This is a genomic window from Ruegeria sp. CK1, assembly GCF_056536545.1.
Window position 1 is genome coordinate 60,726 of the sequence record NZ_JBQFPX010000010.1, and the last position, 17,553, is coordinate 78,278.

Here is a 17,553-nt window from a genome sequence, read left to right on the forward strand (position 1 = left end):
AAGGAGATACATCATGGAAGGCGATCTCGCACACATCGGCGCAGGCCTGGCAGCAATCGGTTCCGGCGCAGCCGCAATCGGGGTGGGCAACGTTGCAGGCAACTTCCTGGCCGGCGCCCTGCGCAACCCTTCGGCGGCTGCTTCGCAGACCGCAACCCTGTTCATCGGTATCGCGTTCGCAGAAGCCCTGGGGATCTTCGCATTCCTGGTCTCGCTGCTGCTGATGTTCGCCGTATAATCTGCGGAACCTGATCCTTACGCGCAGGTGGGTCCAAGCCATAGCGGCCCACCTGTTGTAAAGACAAGTTTCCGACGGAGGATATCATGGCGACTGAACCCCTAACAGAAGAGGTAGCTGGCTCGTGCGTCGACTCCTATGGCTCTGCCATCGGGATGCCACAGCTCTGCTTCGATTGGTTCCCCAACCAGATTTTCTGGCTGGTCATTACGCTGGTCGTCATCTTTCTGGTCCTGTCCCGCGTGGCTCTGCCCCGCATCGCGGCAATCCTGGCTGAACGTCAGGGGACCATTACAAATGACCTGGCTGCGGCCGAAGATCTGAAGGCCAAAGCGGTCGAGGCTGAAGAGGCCTATAATAAGGCGCTGGCCGATGCCCGTTCTGAGGCACAGCGTATCGCAGCGGAAGCCCGCGCCGAAATCCAGTCTGGTCTGGATGACGCGATTGCCAAGGCGGATGCGGAAATCGCTGCAAAGGCGGCTGAATCGGAAAAGGCGATTGCCGAAATCCGTGCCGGTGCGCTGGAAAGCATTCAATTGGTTGCCAAGGATACGGCGGCTGAACTGGTCACAGCGCTGGGCGGCGAGGCAGATGCCAAAGCCATCAACAGTGCCGTAGACGCGCAGACGAAAGGATAAGTGACATGCGGAATACTCTTGCCCTTATCCTGACCGTTGGTGTCGCCAGCCCTGCGCTGGCTGCAAGCGGCCCGTTCTTCTCACTTGGCAACACAGACTTTGTCGTCCTTCTGGGCTTCATAGTCTTCATCGCAGTCCTGTTCTACTTCAAGGTCCCCGGCATGATCGGTGGCGCGCTGGACAACCGTGCCGAAGGCATCAAGGCTGAGCTGGACGAAGCTCGTGCTCTGCACGAAGAAGCCCGCAGCCTGCTGGCCTCGTACGAGCGTAAGCAGCGCGAAGTACAGACTCAGGCAGATGCCATCGTGGCCGCTGCAAAGGATGATGCCGCTCTGGCCGCCGAGCAAGCCAAAGCCGATCTGGAGAAATCCATCGCGCGCCGTCTGGCCGCTGCGCAGGATCAGATCGCGTCGGCTGAAGCTTCGGCTGTGAAAGAAGTCCGCGATCAGGCCATCACCGTCGCCGTTTCAGCGGCAAACGCGGTTCTGGCCAAGCAGATGACGGCCACTCAGGCGAACAAGCTGATCGACGCTGCAATTGCGGATGTCGATGAAAAGTTGCACTGACATACCGAGCATATGGTTTGAAAAAACCCGAGAGCCTCAGGTTCTCGGGTTTTTTCGTTATATCAGCTGGCTTTCGTGGATTTACGCCAGCTGATCAACCAAACGATAATGGCGACCAGCACGATCACAATCTCAACCTTGAAGGTCCAATGGTTGAGAAAGGATAGTATCCAGTGCGAATGCGTCGCCTGTACGATGACCAAAGGATAGGTTGCGTCAGAGAATGGCCACAGCCACGCCACTTGACCGGTAATCGAATCCAGCACCATGTGAACCAGTCCACCCGCCCCGAAGAAAGTCAGTGCTGTGCCGACACGTGGTCGCCAGAACCTTAGTAACGCACCGCAAAGTAAAAAACTGGCCCAAATGATCGGACGGTGGGTCAGATAGGTGTGATGGTGGTGCCCGCGATCATCAACGAGGTAGAACCACAGAATATCCACGTCTGGCGCTACCGCCCCCACCATAGCAGCGGTAAAGGCCAGCTTGCCGAGTTTCGGAGTTGCCGCCCGAAAGATCAGATAGGCACCGGGCAAATGACCGATGAACATCAGGCTGACCTGGTCTCATGCTGTAACCGCTGCTGCGCGATTTTCTCGTTGCGGGTGGCTTTCTCTTGATCGGCCATGCAGCGTTCGACAAAGTTCAGGTGCTGTTCAACGGCCAGTCGTGCGCCTTTCGGATCGCGGTCTTGCAAGGCGGTGTTGATGGCGCGGTGTTGGTCCAAAATGGCGCCGCGCGTTGTACGTTGTTGGAACATCATCTGGCGATTGTAAAACACACCTTGTTGCAGCAGATCGTACATGGACCGCATCATGTGCAGCATTATGACGTTATGGCTGGCTTCAATTATGGCCATATGGAATTGCGCGTCCAGATTGGCCTCGTCTTCCGAGGCATTTCGGGTATGAGCGGCTTCCATCTTTTCAAAGATTGCCTGCACGACCTTCAGATCACTCTCTGATCCCAGCCGGGCTGCGCGTTCCGCGGCCAATCCTTCCATGTCCCTGCGAAAGGACAGCAAGTCGAACACCGCCTCTTCGTGGCTGCTGAAAAGCTGTACCAATGCCGGAGAAAAAGCCGAACCCAGCACCTCAGCTACGTAGATGCCCGACCCGGCCTTAGCGGTTAGCAAACCCTGGTTCTGAAGCTCTGAGATCGCCTCGCGAAGAGAGGGACGGGACACACCCAGACGTTCGGAAAGTTCACGCTCTGCCGGAAGCCGTTCGCCCGGACGCAGGATGCCGCGCAGGATGAGTAATTCGATTTGCCTTACAACTGCGATGGATAGCTTTTCAGTTTGAATTTTTTGAAAGGGCATAAGGGATTTCCAAAATTGGTCAAATCATATGACCACGTATTTCTTGGGGGTTCAAGAATACGACACTCTCAGTTTTGCAACATTAGGTCATAACTATTGACATTAAAAGGGCTGTGCCTAGGCTTCCGAGCACGAGTGTGGAGGAGACTCATGTCGACAAAAGACCTGTTTGCTACGCGAGCGTCGCGGATGAAAGCGTCTGAGATACGCGAGCTGCTAAAGCTGCTGGATCAGCCGGGCATAATTTCCTTTGCAGGCGGCATTCCGGATCCAGCCCTTTTTCCAGCGGAAGGTTTTGCCACCGCGTTCCAATCTGCTTTGGCGTCGGACAGTGGGGCGCAGGCGCTGCAGTATTCAGTGAGCGAAGGTTATGTGCCCCTGCGTGAGTGGTTGGTTAATCACATGCGCCAGATCGGTATTGATTGTGCTTTGGATAACATCCTGATCACATCGGGTTCGCAACAGGCACTGGACTATCTGGGCAAGCTCTACCTATCGCCGGGTGACACCGCGTTGGTGGGTTGGCCGACCTACCTGGGGGCATTGGCGGCGTTCAACGCTTACGAACCACGTTTCGACCGTCTTAGTGTCCACGGCAATCGCAGGGCTGCAGAGTATGCTGATGCAGCAAGAGAAGGGGCCGTGAAATTCGCCTACCTCTCACCAGATTTCGCCAATCCGACCGGAGAAACCGTGGACCTACAAGGGCGGGAAGCATTGCTGGATCTGGCCGATGAATTGAACATCGCGGTGATCGAAGACGGGGCCTGTCAGGCGCTGCGTTATGATGGAGAGCCGATCCCGCCGGTTCTGGCGCTGGAACTTGCCCGAAAGGGATCGATCGAGCAGTGCCGGACGATCTATTGCGGAAGCTTCTCAAAGACCCTGTCTCCGGGGCTCCGAGTGGGTTGGGTCGTGGCCGCCAAGCCGGTGATCTCGCAGTTGGTGCTTATGAAGCAAGCGGCCGATCTGCACTCTGCGACGATTAATCAGATGGCCATCAACGAGGTGGCGCGGGCTTGCTTCGACACCCATATCCCCATGCTGCGTCGGGTCTATGGTGCCCGCCGCGATGCCATGCTGGAGGCGTTGCAGGAAAATATGCCAACTGGTGTGGATTGGACAAAGCCCGAGGGCGGCATGTTTGTCTGGGTGACTTTGCCAAAAGGCATGGATGGGGCGGACCTGTTGGCCCGCGCGCTGGAGACTGTCGAAGTCGCCTTTGTGCCCGGAGGCGCATTTTTCCCAGATGAAACCGGGACCAACACCATCAGGTTGAGTTTTTCCAATTCGGATGAGGCAACGATCCGCGAGGGTATTCGTAGATTAGGTGAGGTTCTACGCGCCTGAATTGAGGAAAGGTTCTGTTAACTATGTTACGACAAAACTGGCAGAATGATCCGGTATCTGGTTCTCTTCTTGGCGCTAGCTGCCTGTTCGGCTGGTACAACCTATTTTCGCGACTTGCCCGCGACCCGAGTGGCGGTTAACGGCAGCGTATTTGACGTGCGCGTGCGCGGAGAACTGGCTGAGGCTGTTCGCGTTAATATGCAATACGCGCCTCGACTTGGCCCAATCCGTGATCGCGCGGGTTTGGCCATGGCACAGGTTTCGGGCTGCCCCATTCTGGACGTGCTTGGGGATGCTGCGGTGACTGTCGGGGTGTTAGGCTGTGACCGCGACGCAGGGGAACGTTTGTTGCTGACTGCAATTTCAATCCCGAATTATGAATGCGTGGATTATGGAATCTACGAGGATGTAGGCGGTAGCTACGGTTATCAGGTGTTTGAATGTACGCCTTACTGATATACGCGTTTTCCTGCGCATTTCGGCAAGATATTGTGGATAAGTCGGGTTGATGTCCCATATCCTGCGCAACTCCGTTGACTCGACCCCAATCCGTTGCGCAGACTTCAACTAAGTAGGAATCATGGGACCCGTCGCTTTTGCGCTTCAGCAAACTCAAACTCACTGGCTTTAAAAGCTTTGTTGATCCAACCGATCTGATCATCGCGGATGGGTTGACCGGTGTGGTGGGGCCGAATGGCTGCGGTAAATCCAACCTTTTGGAAGCTTTGCGCTGGGTGATGGGGGAAAACCGCCCCAAATCCATGCGCGGCGGCGCGATGGAGGACGTGATTTTTGCAGGCGCAGCCACGCGCCCGGCGCGAAACTTTGCCGAAGTTGTTCTGACGATGGACAATTCGGAACGGCTGGCTCCTTCGAGTTTTAACGACAGCGATCAATTAGAGATCGTACGCCGCATCACCCGCGATGTCGGCAGCGCATACAAGACCAATGGTAAGGATGTGCGGGCGCGCGACGTGCAGATGTTGTTTGCGGATGCCTCTACGGGTGCGCACTCGCCTGCTCTGGTGGGGCAGAACCGAATTGCTGAGTTGATTAACGCCAAACCGCGTGCCCGTCGTCGTATTTTGGAAGAGGCCGCCGGAATCTCGGGTCTGTACCAACGTCGACATGAGGCTGAGCTGAAACTCAAAGGCACCGAAGCAAACCTGACGCGTGTAGATGACGTTTTGGAGCAATTGGGCACGCAATTGGCGCAACTCGCCCGTCAGGCCCGTCAGGCCGCACGCTATCGCGAGATTGGCGAACTGCTGCGGCAGGCCGAAGGAATGTTGCTGTATCGCCGTTGGAAAGAAGCCGACATGGCGCGCCAACTGGCGGAAGAAAAGCTACGTGATAGGATCACCGAAGCATCCCGTGCCGAGGCTGAGGCCCGCGCGGCGGCCGCCAAGCGCGCTGAGATTGAAGAGACACTGCCTCCGTTGCGCGAGGAGGAGGCTATTGCTGCCGCCGTGCTGCAGCGCCAGCAGGTGCAACGCGACCAGCTTTCGGATCAGGAAACCCGCGCCCGTCAAACCATAGAAACCCTGACCAATCGTATTCAGCAGTTGGGTAACGACATTGAACGCGAGGCCGGCCTGAACCGAGACGCAGGCCAGATGATCGAGCGGTTAGAATGGGAAGCGCGCGAGCTGACCAAAGCAGCTGAGGGGCATGACGATAAGGTGGCTGAAGCCGCTGAAGTTGCGCGTGAGGCGGCTTCGGTGCTGCAGGATCGTGAAGACCATCTATCGCAGGAAACTGAAGATATGGCGCGGTTGGTTGCCCGGCACCAGTCGGCGCAGCGATTGGTTGAGGACAGCCGCAAGACGCTGGCCCGGTCCGAAGGCGAAGAGGAAAAGGCGCGCGCGGCGGTTGAGGAAGCCAAGTCTGCCCTTTCCAGAGCCAGCGAGGCGTTTGAAACCGCGCAAGAAGGTGAGGAGGAAGCCCGCGAAGCAGCCGAAGCAGCCGAAGAAGCCTTGGCTGCCGCCGATGAGCTGCGCAATGAAACGCAAGCGCGCGAGGCCGAGGCCCGGGCACAACGGTCTGAGGCCGAGGGCGAGCTTGGGGCAATCCGGGCTGAAACCTCTGCACTGGCTAAGTTGGTTGAACGCGATACTGCCGAGGGTGGTCAGGTTCTTGATCTGCTCCGTGTTGCGCCGGGTTATGAAAAGGCATTGGGTGCCGCACTGGCAGATGATCTGCGCGCGCCTTTGGTCGAAGGCGATGGCCCTTCAGGCTGGGTGCAGGTTGTGGGCTACGATAGTGATCAGCCTTTGCCAGAAGAGGCAGAACCTTTGGCGCTGCATGTCTCCGGTCCGGACCGTCTGAGCCGCCGGATTGCGCAAATTGGATTGGTGGATGCCGATCAGGGAGCCCGGTTGCAGGCCTCGCTGAAACCGGGTCAACGGCTCGTGTCGCGTTCTGGTGATTTGTGGCGTTGGGACGGGTTCCGTGCTTGGGCCGAGGATGCGCCAAGTGCTGCGGCCCTGCGTCTGGAGCAGTTGAACAAACTGGAAGCCCTGAAACAGGAACTCACTCGGGCCGAGGCGCAGGCCGATGGCGCTCGTGCCGCGCATGAGGCGTTGTCGCAACAACTGGCTGACGTGACAGAAGCGGACCGCCGTGCGCGTGAAGCACGCCGGGCAGCAGACCAGCGTATGGCCGAAACAGCACGTCAACTTAGCCGGGCCGAGGCTGATCGTAATCTGGCACAGGGCAAGTTGGAAACCCTTACTCTGGCCGTAGATCGCCATAAAGAGGATGCCATGTCCGCCCGCGCGCAACTGCGTGAGGCCGAAGGTGCGCTAGCAAGTCTGGGTAACCTCGACAGCGCCCGAGCGCAGGTCGAGGACATTAAGCAAACCGTCGAGGCCGCACGGATCACCATGCTGACCCACCGCTCGACCCATGACGAGTTGCGGCGTGAAGGCGAGGCTCGGACACGTCGCTCGCAGGAAGTGACGAAAGACCTGAGCGGGTGGCGCCACCGTTTGGACAGCGCGGAAAAGCGGATTTCGGAACTGGCTGAGCGCAAGGAAAGCTCGGAAGAAGAGTTGTCGGAAGCCATGGCGGCCCCCGGTGAAATCGCCGAGGCACGTGAGGAACTGAACGAGCTGATCGAAGCTGCTGAGGCCCGCCGAGTCGAGGCGGCTGACAAGTTGGCTACGGCGGAAACGCAACAGCGCGAAGTGGTTCTGGCCGAACGTGATGCGGAACGCTTGGCCTCGGAAGCACGCGAAGGCCGCGCTGCGGCTGAGGCGCGATGTGACGCGGCAAAGGAAAGCGTGTCTGCTGCGGCGGAACGTATTGCAGAGGATCAGCAACTGACGCCGAACCAATTGCTGAACCAATTGGATGTGAACCCCGATCAAATGCCCGCCGCTGATACGTTGGAGGCCGAAGTCAACCGGCACAAGCGCCAGCGTGACGCGATGGGCGCGGTGAACCTTCGCGCCGAAGAGGACGCGAAGGAGGTTCAGGAAGAGTTCGATACGCTCAACAGTGAAAAGGCGGACTTGGAAGAGGCGATCAAAGCATTGCGCAGCGGCATCGCCAGCCTCAACCGTGAAGGTCGCGAGCGACTGTTGACTGCGTTCGAGCAAGTGAACTCGAACTTCGCCATGCTGTTCAAGCATCTGTTTGGCGGCGGTGAGGCCAATCTGGTCATGGTCGAAAGCGACGACCCGCTGGATGCAGGGTTGGAAATCATGTGCCAGCCACCGGGCAAGAAGCTCTCGACCCTCAGCCTGCTGTCCGGTGGAGAGCAGACCCTGACAGCCACAGCGCTGATTTTTGGCGTTTTCCTAGCCAACCCCGCGCCGATTTGTGTGCTGGACGAAGTCGACGCGCCCCTGGACGACGCCAACGTCACTCGGTTTTGCGACCTGCTGGACGAGATGTGTCGGCAGACAGACACACGCTTTCTAATCATCACTCACCATGCGGTGACCATGGCACGAATGGACCGTTTGTTTGGGGTCACGATGCAAGAACAGGGCGTCAGCCAGTTGGTTTCGGTCGATCTGAAAAAGGCCGAACAGATGGTCGCCTGACCCATCACCGTATCGTTATGAGCTATATGTAACACGGCGGCCTATGATAGCCGCATGAACCGGTTTCTGATCCTGACCTTGTTTGCAACCTGCCCGGCTTGGGCCGCAGAATGGCCCACGAAACCAGGCGACGTGCCCCTGACACCCACAGAATTAGAGGCGCTTGCTGGTCGGACGCTGACTTTCTATGACGATGGTCAGTCGAAGTTCTCGGCTGGTGGCGCCTATTCATACACATATGCAAGCGGAGATTCCGCATTCGGCACCTATTCGATTGCCGAAGACGGTAGTGTTTGCATCCAGTACAGAAATGGGTTCAGTCGTTGCGATTTGTATGTTCGAAGTGGCGAACGTTTGATCCTGATCGACGAAAAGGGCGACCGTTACCCGGTACGGCCGGATTAAGGCCTACACCAACGTCTCTAACGCTCAGAGTTTGAGATTGTTAGCTTTGCCGATAGTATTTTTGCAAAGCAAAACAGGAGCCGTTCTCTCGTGAGTAACGAAAAAGAAGAAAATCTGGCGCGCGCCAAGCAACGCAGCGCGCATGGACGCCAGCAAGAGGAAGGTCCGCTGGTCATTCGTACAATTGCCATGCCAGCAGATACCAACCCGTCGGGCGATATTTTCGGTGGCTGGCTTATGTCACAAATGGATTTGGCCGCAGGCAACATGGCAGCGCGAGTCTCTCAAGGGCGCGGTGCCACGGTAGCCGTCGAGGCCATGCAATTCCTACGTCCAGTCAAAGTTGGTGACGAAGTAACGCTATATGCGACTTTGCGCGAGGTAGGGCGCACATCAATGCGTATTCATGTCGATGCTTGGGCTCGCCCGAGGTATTCTGGTAACGGCCACAAGGTCACGGACGCGGATTTCATCTTTGTTGCGTTGAATGAAGATGGAGCACCGCGACCAGTTTTTGAAGACGCATAAGGCCTTCTGAATCGTTACAGGCGGTTCAGAAGCTCAGTCGTCGGCCATGCATCTGCAGGCAGTCCTAAACGACTTTGCTCGGCCTGAACTGCGGCCCGCGTTCCAGCCCCCAAGATCCCGTCGATTTTACCGACGTTATAGCCGCGCGCCTGAAGCTTGGTTTGCAGTTGCTTCATCTGGGCATCCGACAGACCGGGCGCGGGGTTGCCAGCATTGTAAATTTGCGCACCCTCCAGCCGTGTACCGAAATAGGCAGCAGTTAGAACATAGACAAAACTTTGGTTCCATTCGAAGTAAACGTCGAAATTCGGATAGGCCAAAAAGGCCGGTCCGTTGTGCCCTTGGGGCAGTATCAGCGAGGCAGGCAAGTCGGCCAAAGAGCCGTTGCGCGCCTGCACGCCCATCGCCTGCCAGTCGGCTACTGGACGCGGTTTTCCGGGGCCGGATAATGACCAATCCATTTGTGCGGGTACAGTCACCTCTTGCAACCACGGTTGGCCGGGTTGCCAACCCAGACTCGACAACATCTTTGCCCCTGACATCAGGGCATCCGGCGCCGAGGTTTTCAATGAAACTTTGCCGTCACCGTCCCCGTCGACCCCGTTTTCAAGTATGTCACGGGGCAGCATTTGTACCATGCCGATTTCTCCGGCCCAGGCCCCTGTGGTGCGCGCAGGATCAAAATTACCATGGCTGTACAATTCGATGGCTGCGAAGATTTGTGGGCGGAAGAGTTCGGGCCGACGGCAATCGTGCGCAAGTGTCACCAACGCGTTTCGGGTGTTGAAGTCACCTTGAAAGGCACCGTAATCGGTTTCGAATGCCCAGAAGGCCAGCAAAACTCCGCGCGAAACGCCATATTCCGCTTCGATCCGGTCAAACACTGCGTCGTATTTGCGCGACATGGCTTGCCCACGTTCGATCCGATTTTGCGAGATCAAGTGGCGAGAAAAGTCAATGAAGGGCTTTTGGAAAACACCCTGTGCGCGGTCGGCCCTTAGGACTGCACCATCTTGTTGGACGCCTTTGAAGAATGCGTTGACGGTTGCCTTGTCAAACCCTTGTTGCACGGCATCTGCTTTCAACCCTTTGACGAATGAGTTGAAGCCACCGCCACATTGGGCCAAAGCGGGCGAGGCGAAAAGGGCGGCGGCGACAAGGCCGGGAAGAAAACGCATGAGCGGGTCCATCAGATTATAAAGCTGATCCCAACCCACACTGACAGCAGGCCAAGTGCAAGCCCCCATACGGTCCACAGCATGCCGCATGCGCGGAAAACCTCCGGCGCGCCGATTTCGCGCGGCGCATCAACGTTCACCCAGGCCAGATCGCGGACTTGCCCGTCATAGCTGCGCGGTCCGGCCAGTGCCACGTTCAGCGCCCGAGCCATGGCAGCTTCGGGCCAACCGGCGTTGGGAGATATATGACGCCGCGCATCCGCGACCATCTCGGGCCAATGCGCCCATTGTCCGGACAAAACGACGATCATAACGCAGGTCAGGCGCGCGGGGATTAGGTTCATTACATCGTCCAGACGCGCGGCGGCCCAGCCAAACTCACGGTATTTTTCAGTGCGGTAACCGATCATGCTGTCCGCGGTGTTAATGGCCTTATAGACCAACAGCCCCGGCAGCCCGGCGATCAGAAACCAAAAAGCGGGCGCGATAACCCCGTCGCTCAGGTTCTCAGCGGCGCTTTCGATGGCAGATCGGGCGACCTGAGCTTGGGTCATATCGCGTGTGTCTCGTGAAACGATCATTGCCACCTTGGCGCGGCCCTCAGCAAGTGAGATGCGCAACCCGTCGCCCACGTCGCGCACATGCGACACCAGAGACTTCTGCGCAAGCAAAATGGCGCAGAGGATGATCTCGGCCACCGGACCCAGAATAGCCAGCAGACGTCCAAGGGTGAGCGCACCGATCACGAGCATCACCACAACCGCGACCCCTTTCAGCCGTCGCTGTGCCCCGTGGTTCAGGCGCTTGTCGAGCCAACCGATCACGTTACCAATTATCACAGCAGGGTGACGGATCCGCGACCACAGCCAGTCAGGCTCACCCAGCGCTGCATCCAGACACATGGCGCAGATCAGAAGAAAAGCGGTGCTCACAAAGCAGCCTCCAACCTGCTCCAGCCATCTTCAGGCGGCAGACCTAGACGCAAATAGGTGCGTGAATAGGGGAAAACCCGGCTCCAGATATGCGCACGGGCTAGGCGGTTTTGCCATACGGCGGCATCATCGACGTCATACAGCCGGAACAGAGATGTTCCGCCTACAAGGTTGGCACCTTTGGTGGTCAGAACGTTGTCTAATCGGTCTGCTTCCATGCTCAAGCGTCGGCGCGTATCGTTCGCCCAACCTGTATCTCGCAACGCTTTTTCGCCAACGCGCAGTGCCGGACCAGAAACTGCCCACGGCCCAGTCAGATCGTTGAGTCGGGCGATCAGCTCAGGGTCGCCGATTGCGAAACCCAGGCGCAGACCTGCCAGGCCCCAGAACTTACCAAAGCTCTTCAAAATGATGGTGCCCGTCCGGTTGGCCAAGTGGATCAATGATATATCCGGGCGAACATCGCAGAAACTCTCATCAATCACGTTCAACGTCGCGTTGGCATCACTTGCCTGCCAGACACGGCCGTCGGGATTGTTCGGATGTACTATGACGCGGGCTTCGGCTGGGCCATCGGGCTGAATAGACCAGCCCTGCGCCTTAAAGGCGGCAGCGTGTTCGTTATAGGTGGGTGTTGTGATTTGAACCCGACCTTTGGTAACCAGCCCCGGAATACGCGCTATCACCGCCGACGCTCCGGGTGCGGGCAAGATTGCAGCGCCTTTGGGCACCGACCAAAATTGTCGTGCCGCTTCGGTCAAGCGTTCGAACGCACCATGATCGGGCAGTTCTGTCCAGTCAGAAGGAAGCAATCCAGAAACCTCATAGGGGTGAGGGTTAATGCCGGTGGATAAATCAATCCAATCCCTTCGGCTCCCACCATAGGTGGCGATTGCACCGTCTAACCCACCGCCGTGATCGCGTGCGGCACGGGGATTTAGGTTCTCGTTGGGGCTTGCCATAGGAATCTCGTCGGAATTGCCTGTTTCGGCTTGTTTCAAGCGGATTTTTGCCATTTGCACAAGCGAATCCGCGTGATCCGAGCTGAGGCTTGGTCTTGTTAACACTTTGTTAAGGAATTGACGTGATCACAATCTGCGGGGGTCGGCACCACGCTTTCTATCAAGTGCCGAGGTTGTTGCAAATGAATGTTTTGATTGTTGAGAGTAACCCCGATCTGGGTCGGGTCTGGAAAAGGCATCTGGAACGGCACGGCGCTGAGGTGACGCTGGTCGCTGGGCAGGAGGCCGCAATTCTTGCGCTTTACAGCCAAGAGTTTGAGATCATCGTGTTGGATCTGGTGCTTGAGACCGGGAGTGCGCTGGCAGTGGCCGATTTCGCCAGCTATCGCCGACCAGAAGCGCGGGTGATCTTTGTAACCAACACCACTTTTTTCTCGGATGGGTCGATCTTTGCGCACAGCCCGAATGCCTGTGCTTTTGTGCAAAGCGAAACGCCGCCAGAGGATCTGGCGGCGATGGTGGAACATTACGCAGCGGTCCGTTGATCGCGGCCATGCGCTTCCATGTAGTTCAAGACGGGGTTCACCGGGATGATCCGGTTCGGATTAATGGTGTCGTGACTGTAGTGATAGTGACGCACGATGTGGTTCATGTTCACCGTCTGCGCAACACCGGGCCATTGATATAACTCGCGCGTGTAGGCCCAAAGGTTGGGGTAGTCTATCAATCTCTGTTTGTTGCATTTGAAGTGCAAGTGATAGACAGGGTCGAAGCGGATAAGAGTGGTGAACAACCGCCAATCGGCTTCAGTCGCGCGATCACCCATCAGATAGCGGTTCGACGCCAGACGATCCTCCAGCCAGTCCAGAGTATCAAACAGCGGCAGTACAGCAGCGTCATAGGCCTCTTGCGTGGTGGCAAATCCCGATTTGTAGACGCCGTTGTTGACGTCTGAATAAATGCGCGCATTAACCGCTTCGATCTGGTCACGCATCGCTTCGGGCCAGTAGTCATCGGTGTTGCCGGTGATCCCGTCGAACGCCGAATTGAACATGCGGATGATTTCCGAGCTTTCGTTCGAGACAATTGTTTCCAGCTTTTTGTCCCACAGGATCGGCACCGTTACTCTGCCGGAATAAGTCGGGTCAGCTTTGGTGTAAATCTGGTGGGCGTAGTCCAGCCCATAAAGATCATCCCCAGTGGCACCGTGATCATCCGTCTCAAACGTCCATCCCTTGTCCAACATGTCCGGGTGGACCACAGAGACCGAGACCAGTTCACTCAGCCCCTTCAATTCGCGAAAGATCAAAGTCCGGTGCGCCCATGGGCAGGCGTGGCTGACATACAGGTGATAACGGTCAGATTCGGCCTTGAAGCCACCCTTGCCAGTTGGGCCTGCGCTACCATCCGCAGTCAACCAATTGCGGAACTGCGCGGCGCTGCGCTTGAAAGCCCCGCCAGTGGATTTCGTGTCATACCAAGTGTCTTGCCAAGTGCCGTCGACCAACAGGCCCATTGCGTATCCTCCGCTTAGCGATTTCAGCAAACATAGGACCTTGCGCACCACCTTCACACACGGCTCACCGCGCATTGGCTCTGCGTCTGCGCACAGGAGGGGTTGAGATTTCCGTGCAACAGAAGGAAGGCACGCGGCTCTATGTGATCGTCTTCACTGGATTTTTACAGTCGGCGTCGCACAATAGAATCCGTTGCTTGGGGGTATTTGGTATGACGACCTATGTTTCAAAGGAAATAAGCGCTGAATTAGACGCTGCGCGAATCGCCGGATTGAAAAAGACAAGCCGCCTTCGTGTCGAAGTAGAGAACAATACCTTCAAAATTCTTAGATTGTGGAAAGACGGGTTCACTGTCGAAGCCGCATCGACACCTAAATTGCGCGGCCTCGTAGATATCTATGACGGTGCGCGCCACCTGTATCAATGCCTGATCATTGCTGATGACGAAGAAGCGGGTGAGATGCGTTATGAATTCAAGCGAAGCACCGCTGCAGCCGATAAGGCTCCGCTGGACTTCTACCGTGCCCCCGATGCGCCGATCGCTTTGCTAGGTCCCAAAGAATAGGGACGAGCATTTTAAGCCAATGGCACCCCTTTTTAGGGGCACCTGAATTTCACATTAGACGCCGAATTGTGACCGCCCGTCTGTTCACTTTCGGTGGTGTTGCTTACTGCAAATCGGCAAAGGCTTGTCTCAACCGAGCGCAGGCTGCTTCGATCCTTGCGCGTTGGGTGGCTAAGTTGAAGCGTTCAAATGTTTCACCGCCGGTGCCGAAACCGGGGCCCGAGGACGTCGCTATTTTGGCATCTTCACGCAGGCGTCGGACAAACTCGTCATGACCCATCCCAGTGCCCGAGAAATCCACCCAAGCCAGATAAGTCGCCTGTAAAGGCATCGACCAAAGGCCGGGAATTTCGGCGATCGTCGCATCGAACAGTTTGCGGTTGCCGTCCAAATGCGCCACTTGTGCGTCGACCCATTCTGCACCTTCGGGCGTATAGGCGGCGGTGATCATTGCCACACCCAACGCACTGGGGGCATAATCCAATGTTTTCAGTCGCTGCCTCATTTCAGAACGCAATTTGGGATCGGGGATGATCATGTTGCCTGTGCGTTGGCCCGCGATGTTGAACGTCTTAGACGCTGCGGTCAGAGTCACTGTCCAGGCACGCGCTTCGGGCGCTGCCTTATCCATCGGAACAAAAGTATGATTAGTGTAAACCAAGTCCTGATGAATTTCGTCTGACACGAGGATCAGGCCATTGCGCTCAGCAAAAGCAGCCACGGCTCTCAGTTCTTCAGGGCTCCAGACCCGGCCCGATGGGTTTTGCGGCGAACACCACATCAACAGCTTTTCCGACCCATCTAAACGCGACTGCGCATCTTCAAGGTCGATGCCATAACTGTCGCCCTGCCGCGCCAGGGGGCATTCCACCACACGCCGTCCGGCGGTATTAATCTTATGTGTGAACTCATGATAGACGGGCGTAAAGATAACAACTCCGTCGCCGGGCTGGGTCCAGACGTCCAGGCACAAAGCGATCGCGTTTCCTAATCCTTGGGAGGTCAGAACCCACTCGGTTTCAATTTTCCAGTCGTGGCGGTTCTGCATCCACCACTGAACCGCGGTCAGATACTCGGGATATTCCCATGAATACCCGAAAACCCCGTGATCGGCGGCTTTTCTAACCGCGTCGATCACGCACGGCGCAGTTGGGTAATCGGAATCCGCAGTCCACATTGCCAGCCCGTCCTGTGGAGAGACACCGTACAGTTGCTCCATCTTGTCCCATTTTGAACTGTTGGTTCCCCGGCGGTCGATCAGGTCGTTAAAGGTCATGTCTGCTCCATCTTTCCGAGGGAAAGCTAGCCACAATCGCGGCGGGCGCAAGGGGGGCGTTGCGGAGGGGCGCCTGATGGCCTAAATCAACCCCATGAAACGCAATATTCTGATCCATCCTGACCCCCGCCTCAAGAAGGTCTGCGCTCCGGTTGCTGACTTGTCGGACGAATTGCGCACGCTGGCTGACGACATGCTTGAGACGATGTATGACGCGCCGGGCATCGGTCTTGCTGCGCCACAGATCGGAGTGCTGGATCGGCTGATCGTGATGGATTGCATCAAGGAAGAAGGCGAAGCGCCTCGCCCCTTGATCATGTTCAACCCCGAGGTCATAGCGTCTTCTGACGAAACCAATGTCTATGAGGAAGGCTGCCTGTCGATCCCGGAACAGTTCGCCGAGGTGACGCGTCCCAAAGTGGTGGATGTGACGTGGATGGATCGGGACGGTAATCTGCAGCAGGAAACGTTCGATGGCCTTTGGGCGACCTGCGTACAGCACGAGATCGACCACTTGAACGGCAAGCTGTTCATCGATTACCTCAAACCTTTGAAGCGCCAGATGATTACGCGCAAAATGCAGAAGTTGAAACGCGAACAGGCTCGTGCATGACGGTCCGAACTTGCCTTCCATGGCCCGATAAGCATTTGCGGACAAAGGCCGAAGACGTTGCCGAAATCACGGATGAAATTCGCGGCATCTGGGATGACATGATCGACACGATGGAAGCGATGCCTGGCGTCGGTCTTGCAGCCCCTCAGATCGGCGTGATGTTACGACTTGCTGTTGTGGATGGCTCGACCGAACGGGGACGCGCGGTACGCTTGGCGAATCCTGAAATCCTTCACAGCTCAATCGAGCTGAGAGAGCATGAAGAAGCAAGTCCAAACCTGCCTGGTGTGTCGGCCAAAGTGAAACGTCCGCGGGCAGTAACGGTAAGGTTCTTGAACGAACAGGGCATGATCGACCGACGTGATTTCGTGGGAATCGAAGCCACGAGCGTGCAGCACCAGATCGATCATCTGAACGGCAAGATGTATTTCGACCGGCTCAGCAAAGTGAAGCGCGACATGCTGCTGCGCAAGGCCAAGAAACAGGGATAAAGATGCGCGTCGTTTTCATGGGTACGCCCGATTTCTCGGTTCCGGTGCTGGATGCGTTGGTCGAGGCCGGGCATGAAATTGTTGCCGTGTATTGCCAACCGCCGCGCCCTGCGGGTCGCGGTAAAAAGGATCGCCCGACGCCTGTGCATGCCCGGGCCGAGGCGTTGGGTCTGACCGTCTTCCATCCAGTTTCGCTGAAAGCGCCAGAAGAGCAGGAGGCTTTTGCCGCATTGAACGCGGATGTTGCCGTGGTCGTGGCCTATGGTTTGTTGCTACCCCAACCCGTACTGGATGCCCCTGCACACGGTTGTCTGAATATCCACGCCAGCCTGTTGCCCCGCTGGCGTGGCGCTGCACCGATCCACCGGGCAATCATGGCAGGCGACGCGAAGACTGGCATTTGTATCATGCAAATGGAGGCTGGTCTGGATACTGGCCCTGTCTTGTTGCGGCAGGAAACAGATATAGGGCCGCAGGAAACCACAGCGCAATTGCATGATCGCCTTGCGCCTATGGGCGCTGAGTTGATCGTCGAAGCACTGGCCCGTTTGCCTGAGCTCACGCCGCAGCCCCAGCCCGAGGTCGACGTAACCTATGCCTCGAAAATCGACAAGGTTGAGGCAAGGGTAGATTGGTCTCGTCCGGCCGCTGAGGTTGACCGCCAAATCCGGGGTCTGTCGCCGTTTCCTGGTGCTTGGACTCTTATCGGCGACGATCGGGTGAAACTGCTGGCCTCCAAACTGGCCGAAGGGCAGGGCGAACCCGGTGAAGTTTTGAATGAAACGCTTCGTGTTGCCTGTGGGGATGGCGCGGTTGATCTGCTACGCCTACAACGGGCAGGTAAAGGGGCGCAGGATACGGAAACCTTTCTGCGGGGCTGGTCGGTCACGGCTGGAACCCGCCTCAGTTCGGAGTAGCCTA

Annotated in this window: 20 protein-coding genes; 13 read left to right on the forward strand and 7 right to left on the reverse strand. The window is 57.1% G+C overall.

From position 1 onward, the window contains the following. The first annotated feature begins 13 nt into the window (after positions 1-13). The 3 genes from ACR0L3_RS18320 (at position 14) to ACR0L3_RS18330 (ending at position 1,442) form a co-directional block, all read left to right on the forward strand. Positions 14-238: a F0F1 ATP synthase subunit C gene (locus tag ACR0L3_RS18320; RefSeq protein ID WP_005981269.1), complete on the forward strand. Its 225-nt coding sequence runs from the start codon at positions 14-16 to the stop codon at positions 236-238. A gap of 86 nt (positions 239-324) precedes the next feature. Beyond that, positions 325-876, forward strand: coding sequence for a F0F1 ATP synthase subunit B' (locus ACR0L3_RS18325; protein ID WP_480747213.1), 552 nt, complete (start codon positions 325-327; stop codon positions 874-876). 5 nt (positions 877-881) lie between these two features. Continuing rightward, positions 882-1,442 (forward strand): F0F1 ATP synthase subunit B, encoded by a 561-nt coding sequence (locus ACR0L3_RS18330; protein ID WP_480747214.1) that lies wholly within the window; start codon positions 882-884, stop codon positions 1,440-1,442. Positions 1,443-1,504: 62 nt separating this feature from the next. On the opposite strand, the gene ACR0L3_RS18335 is transcribed toward ACR0L3_RS18330, so the two are convergent. Together ACR0L3_RS18335 and ACR0L3_RS18340 are read right to left on the reverse strand one after the other, a co-directional pair. After that, positions 1,505-1,993 carry a metal-dependent hydrolase gene (locus tag ACR0L3_RS18335; RefSeq protein WP_480747215.1) on the reverse strand — a complete coding sequence of 163 codons (489 nt, stop codon included), beginning with the start codon at positions 1,991-1,993 and terminating at the stop codon, positions 1,505-1,507. Next, entirely contained in the window at positions 1,993-2,763 is a 771-nt protein-coding gene (locus tag ACR0L3_RS18340; protein WP_480747216.1) for an FCD domain-containing protein, read from the reverse strand. Before ACR0L3_RS18340 ends, ACR0L3_RS18335 begins: the two co-directional genes overlap by 1 nt. 150 nt (positions 2,764-2,913) lie before the next feature. Between ACR0L3_RS18340 and ACR0L3_RS18345 the strand changes: the two genes are divergently transcribed. The 5 genes from ACR0L3_RS18345 (at position 2,914) to ACR0L3_RS18365 (ending at position 9,098) form a co-directional block, all read left to right on the forward strand. After that, positions 2,914-4,113 (forward strand): aminotransferase-like domain-containing protein, encoded by a 1,200-nt coding sequence (locus tag ACR0L3_RS18345; protein WP_480747217.1) that lies wholly within the window; start codon positions 2,914-2,916, stop codon positions 4,111-4,113. 45 nt (positions 4,114-4,158) lie between these two features. After that, positions 4,159-4,569 carry a hypothetical protein gene (locus ACR0L3_RS18350; protein WP_480747218.1) on the forward strand — a complete coding sequence of 137 codons (411 nt, stop codon included), beginning with the start codon at positions 4,159-4,161 and terminating at the stop codon, positions 4,567-4,569. A gap of 140 nt (positions 4,570-4,709) precedes the next feature. Further along, positions 4,710-8,165: a chromosome segregation SMC family protein gene (locus ACR0L3_RS18355; protein WP_480747219.1), complete on the forward strand. Its 3,456-nt coding sequence runs from the start codon at positions 4,710-4,712 to the stop codon at positions 8,163-8,165. Positions 8,166-8,219: 54 nt separating this feature from the next. Next, on the forward strand, positions 8,220-8,570 hold the full coding sequence (locus ACR0L3_RS18360) for a hypothetical protein (RefSeq protein ID WP_480747220.1): 351 nt from the start codon (positions 8,220-8,222) through the stop codon (positions 8,568-8,570). A gap of 189 nt (positions 8,571-8,759) precedes the next feature. Beyond that, positions 8,760-9,098 (forward strand): acyl-CoA thioesterase, encoded by a 339-nt coding sequence (locus ACR0L3_RS18365; protein ID WP_480747277.1) that lies wholly within the window; start codon positions 8,760-8,762, stop codon positions 9,096-9,098. A 14-nt stretch (positions 9,099-9,112) separates the two neighbouring features. On the opposite strand, the gene ACR0L3_RS18370 is transcribed toward ACR0L3_RS18365, so the two are convergent. The 3 genes from ACR0L3_RS18370 to ACR0L3_RS18380 are packed head-to-tail and all read right to left on the reverse strand — an operon-like array spanning position 9,113 to position 12,170. After that, the gene (locus ACR0L3_RS18370; RefSeq protein WP_480747221.1) at positions 9,113-10,276 is read right to left on the reverse strand and encodes a lytic murein transglycosylase; all 1,164 of its coding nucleotides are present in this window, start codon (positions 10,274-10,276) and stop codon (positions 9,113-9,115) included. Positions 10,277-10,287: 11 nt separating this feature from the next. Beyond that, positions 10,288-11,208 (reverse strand): adenosylcobinamide-phosphate synthase CbiB, encoded by a 921-nt coding sequence (cbiB, locus tag ACR0L3_RS18375; protein ID WP_480747223.1) that lies wholly within the window; start codon positions 11,206-11,208, stop codon positions 10,288-10,290. Continuing rightward, positions 11,205-12,170, reverse strand: coding sequence for a threonine-phosphate decarboxylase (locus ACR0L3_RS18380; protein WP_480747278.1), 966 nt, complete (start codon positions 12,168-12,170; stop codon positions 11,205-11,207). The genes cbiB and ACR0L3_RS18380 overlap by 4 nt, the downstream gene beginning before the upstream one ends. A gap of 182 nt (positions 12,171-12,352) precedes the next feature. Here ACR0L3_RS18380 and ACR0L3_RS18385 point away from each other — a divergent pair, with 182 nt between their 5' ends. After that, complete coding sequence (locus ACR0L3_RS18385; RefSeq protein ID WP_480747224.1) at positions 12,353-12,715, forward strand: response regulator transcription factor; 363 nt, start codon at positions 12,353-12,355, stop codon at positions 12,713-12,715. On the opposite strand, the gene ACR0L3_RS18390 is transcribed toward ACR0L3_RS18385, so the two are convergent. Beyond that, positions 12,697-13,686, reverse strand: coding sequence for a glutathione S-transferase family protein (locus ACR0L3_RS18390; RefSeq protein ID WP_480747225.1), 990 nt, complete (start codon positions 13,684-13,686; stop codon positions 12,697-12,699). The genes ACR0L3_RS18385 and ACR0L3_RS18390 overlap by 19 nt on opposite strands. 212 nt (positions 13,687-13,898) lie before the next feature. On the opposite strand from ACR0L3_RS18390, the gene ACR0L3_RS18395 reads away from it, so the two are divergent. Next, positions 13,899-14,252, forward strand: a complete 354-nt coding sequence (locus ACR0L3_RS18395) for a hypothetical protein (RefSeq protein WP_480747226.1) — start codon at positions 13,899-13,901, stop codon at positions 14,250-14,252. Between the two features lie 103 nt (positions 14,253-14,355). Here ACR0L3_RS18395 and ACR0L3_RS18400 read toward each other — a convergent pair whose 3' ends face one another. Beyond that, entirely contained in the window at positions 14,356-15,528 is a 1,173-nt protein-coding gene (locus tag ACR0L3_RS18400; RefSeq protein ID WP_480747227.1) for a MalY/PatB family protein, read from the reverse strand. Between the two features lie 94 nt (positions 15,529-15,622). On the opposite strand from ACR0L3_RS18400, the gene def (ACR0L3_RS18405) reads away from it, so the two are divergent. From def (ACR0L3_RS18405) to fmt, 3 genes are read left to right on the forward strand one after another with little or no spacing between them, the layout of a single operon-like run. Further along, a complete protein-coding gene (gene def / locus ACR0L3_RS18405) occupies positions 15,623-16,141 on the forward strand; it encodes a peptide deformylase (protein ID WP_480747228.1) in 519 nt (172 codons plus the stop codon). Then, the gene (gene def, locus ACR0L3_RS18410; RefSeq protein ID WP_480747229.1) at positions 16,138-16,632 is read left to right on the forward strand and encodes a peptide deformylase; all 495 of its coding nucleotides are present in this window, start codon (positions 16,138-16,140) and stop codon (positions 16,630-16,632) included. The genes def (ACR0L3_RS18405) and def (ACR0L3_RS18410) overlap by 4 nt, the downstream gene beginning before the upstream one ends. A gap of 2 nt (positions 16,633-16,634) precedes the next feature. Beyond that, positions 16,635-17,549 (forward strand): methionyl-tRNA formyltransferase, encoded by a 915-nt coding sequence (gene fmt, locus ACR0L3_RS18415; protein ID WP_480747230.1) that lies wholly within the window; start codon positions 16,635-16,637, stop codon positions 17,547-17,549. The last annotated feature ends 4 nt before the right edge of the window (positions 17,550-17,553 follow it).